Origin of the sequence: Thiocapsa imhoffii (assembly GCF_016583985.1) — a bacterium.
GTDB classification, from domain to species: Bacteria; Pseudomonadota; Gammaproteobacteria; order Chromatiales; family Chromatiaceae; genus Thiocapsa; species Thiocapsa imhoffii.
In genome coordinates this window covers 1-3888 of the sequence record NZ_NRSD01000059.1, presented here as the reverse complement: position 1 = coordinate 3888, position 3888 = coordinate 1, and the positions used below count along the sequence as shown (strand labels likewise).

General features: G+C 66.6%; 1 protein-coding gene. It reads left to right on the top strand.

Features of this window, described 5'->3' with window-relative positions; genetic code table 11:
• A partial coding sequence (locus CKO25_RS20495; protein ID WP_200389798.1) for a beta strand repeat-containing protein occupies nucleotides 1-3888 on the top strand: 3888 nt, incomplete at both ends.

The following is a 3888-nucleotide window of genomic DNA, read 5'->3' as shown; positions in this document are numbered from 1 at the left end:
CCCCGGCGCCAGCGCTGGAGCTCGAGAAGAGTGCCAGTCCGAGCACCTACGGTGCGGCGGGTGATGAGATCACCTACACCTTTACGGTGACCAACACCGGGAATGTGGCGCTCAGTGACGTGCGCATTCGTGATGCCAAGCTCGGGATCAGCGACCTGGCGGTCAGTCCGTCGACCTTGCAGCCGGGTGCGACCGGCGCCGCGACGGCGACTTATGTGATCACCGCGGCGGATGTCACGGCGGGGACTGTGGCGAACACCGCCACCGCGAGCGGCCGTCACGACGGTCAGACCGTCAGTGACACCGACACGGCGACGATCACCGTGACTGGGCCGCCGCCGGCGCCGGCGCTGGAGCTCGAGAAGAGCGCCAGTCCGAGCACCTACCGTGCGGCGGGTGATGAGATCACCTACACCTTTACGGTGACCAACACCGGGAATGTGGCGCTCAGTGACGTGCGCATTCGTGATGCCAAGCTCGGGATCACTGCGCTGGCGGTCAGTCCGTCGACCTTGCAACCGGGTGCCACCGGCACCGCCACGGCGACCTATGTGATCACCGCGGCGGATGTGACGGCGGGGACTGTGGCGAACACCGCTACCGCGAGCGGCCTTCACGACGGTCAGACCGTCAGTGACACCGACACGGCGACGATCACCGTGACCGGGCCGCCGCCGGCGCCAGCGCTGGAGCTCGAGAAGAGCGCCAGTCCGAGCACCTACCGTGCGGCGGGTGAGGAGATCACCTACACCTTTACGGTGACCAACACCGGGAATGTGGCGCTCAGTGACGTGCGCATTCGTGATGCCAAGCTCGGGATCAGCGACCTAGCGGTCAGTCCGTCGACCTTGCAACCGGGTGCGACCGGCACCGCGACGGCGACCTATGTGATCACCGCAGCGGATGTCACGGCCGGCAGTGTGGAGAACACCGCCACGGCCCTGGGCCGTCACAATGGGACGACGGTGCGCGACACCGACACGGCGACGATCACCGTGACCGGTCCGCCGCCGGCGCCAGCGCTGGAGCTCGAGAAGAGTGCCAGTCCGAGCACCTACGGTGCGGTGGGTGAGGAGATCACCTACACCTTCACGGTGACCAACACCGGGAATGTGGCGCTCAGTGACGTGCGCATCCGTGATGCCAAGCTCGGGATCAGTGACCTGGCGGTCAGTCCGTCGACCTTGCAGCCGGGTGCGACCGGCACCGCGACGGCGACCTATGTGATCACCGCAGCGGATGTCACGGCCGGCAGTGTGGAGAACACCGCCACGGCCCTGGGCCGTCACAATGGGGCGACGGTGCGCGACACCGACACGGCGACGATCACCGTGACGGGTCCGGTGCCGGCGCCGGCGCTAGAGCTCGAGAAGAGCGCCAGTCCGAGCACCTATCGTGCGGCGGGTGATGAGATCACCTACACCTTTACGGTGACCAACACCGGGAATGTGGCGCTCAGTGACGTGCGCATCCGTGATGCCAAGCTCGGGATCAGCGACCTGGCGGTCAGTCCGTCGACCTTGCAACCGGGTGCGACCGGCAGCGCGACGGCGACTTATGTGATCACCGCGGCGGATGTCACGGCCGGCAGTGTGGAGAACACCGCCACCGCGAGCGGTCGTCACAACGGTCAGACCGTCAGTGACACCGACACGGCGACGATTACCGTGACCGGGCCGCCGCCAGCGCCGGCGTTGGAGCTCGAGAAGAGCGCCAGCCCGAGCACCTATCGTGCGGCGGGTGATGAGATCACCTACACCTTCACGGTAACCAACACCGGGAATGTGGCGCTCAGTGACGTGCGCATTCGTGATGCCAAGCTCGGGATCAGCGACCTGGCGGTCAGTCCGTCGACCTTGCGGCCGGGTGCGACCGGCAGCGCCACGGCGACCTATGTGATCACCGCGGCGGATGTCACGGCCGGTCGTGTGGCGAACACCGCCACGGCCCTGGGCAGCTACGATGGTGAGACGGTCAGTGATACCGACACGGCGATCATTACCGTGACGGGTCCGGTGCCGGCGCCAGCGCTGGAGCTCGAGAAGAGCGCCAGCCCGAGCACCTATCGTGCGGCGGGTGAGGAGATCACCTACACCTTTACGGTGACCAACACCGGCAACGTGCCGCTGACGAATGTGGTGATCGAGGATGCCAAGCTCGGGATCAGCGACCTAGCGGTCAGTCCCGCGACCTTGCAACCCGGAGCGATCGGCACCGCGACGGCGACCTATGTGATCACCGCGGCGGATGTCACAGCCGGCAGTGTGGAGAACACCGCCACGGCCCTGGGCCGTCACGACGGTCAGACGGTGCGCGACACCGACACGGCGACGATCACCGTGACGGGCCCGGTGCCGGCGCCGGCGCTGGAGCTCGAGAAGAGCGCCAGCCCGAGCACCTATCGTGCGGCGGGTGATGAGATCACCTACACCTTCACGGTGACCAACACCGGGAATGTGGCGCTCAGTGACGTGCGCATTCGTGATGCCAAGCTCGGAATCAGTGACCTGGCGGTCAGTCCGTCGACCTTGCAACCCGGAGCGACCGGCACCGCGACGGCAACTTATGTGATCACCGCGGCGGATGTCACAGCCGGCAGTGTGGAGAACACCGCCACGGCCCTGGGCAGCTACGATGGTGAGACGGTCAGTGATACCGACACGGCGACGATCACCGTGACCGTGCCGCCCCCGGCGCCGGCGCTGGAGCTCGAGAAGAGCGCCAGCCCGAGCACCTATCGTGCGGCGGGTGATGAGATCACCTACACCTTCACGGTGCGCAACAGTGGCAACGTGCCGCTGACGAATGTGGTGATCGAGGATGCCAAGCTCGGGATCAGTGACCTGGCGGTCAGTCCGTCGACCTTGCAGCCGGGTGCGACCGGCACCGCGACGGCAACTTATGTGATCACCGAGGCGGATGTCACGGCGGGGACTGTGGCGAACACCGCTACCGCGAGCGGCCGTCACAATGGGGCGACGGTGCGCGACACCGACACGGCGACGATCACCGTGACCGGTCCGCCGCCGGCGCCAGCGCTGGAGCTCGAGAAGAGCGCCAGTCCGAGCACCTACCGTGCGGCGGGTGAGGAGATCACCTACACCTTTACGGTGACCAACACCGGGAATGTGGCGCTCAGTGACGTGCGCATTCGTGATGCCAAGCTCGGGATCAGCGACCTGGCGGTCAGTCCGTCGACCTTGCAGCCGGGTGCGACCGGCGCCGCGACGGCGACCTATGTGATCACCGCGGCGGATGTGACGGCGGGGACTGTGGCGAACACCGCTACCGCGAGCGGCCGTCACAATGGGACGACGGTGCGCGACACCGACACGGCGACGATCACCGTGACCGGTCCGCCCCCGGCGCCAGCGCTGGAGCTCGAGAAGAGTGCCAGTCCGAGCACCTATCGTGCGGCGGGTGATGAGATCACCTACACCTTTACGGTGACCAACACCGGCAACGTGCCGCTGACGAATGTGGTGATCGAGGATGCCAAGCTCGGGATCAGCGACCTGGCGGTCAGTCCGTCGACCTTGCAACCGGGTGCGACCGGCAGCGCGACGGCAACTTATGTGATCACTGCGGCGGATGTCACGGCGGGGACTGTGGCGAACACCGCCACCGCGAGCGGCCGTCACAACGGTCAGACCGTCAGTGACACCGACACGGCGACGATCACCGTGACCGGTCCGCCGCCGGCGCCAGCGCTGGAGCTCGAGAAGAGTGCCAGTCCGAGCACCTACGGTGCGGTGGGTGAGGAGATCACCTACACCTTTACGGTGACCAACACCGGGAATGTGGCGCTCAGTGACGTGCGCATTCGTGATGCCAAGCTCGGGATCACTGCGCTGGCGGTCAGTCCGTCGACCTTGCAACCGGGTGCCA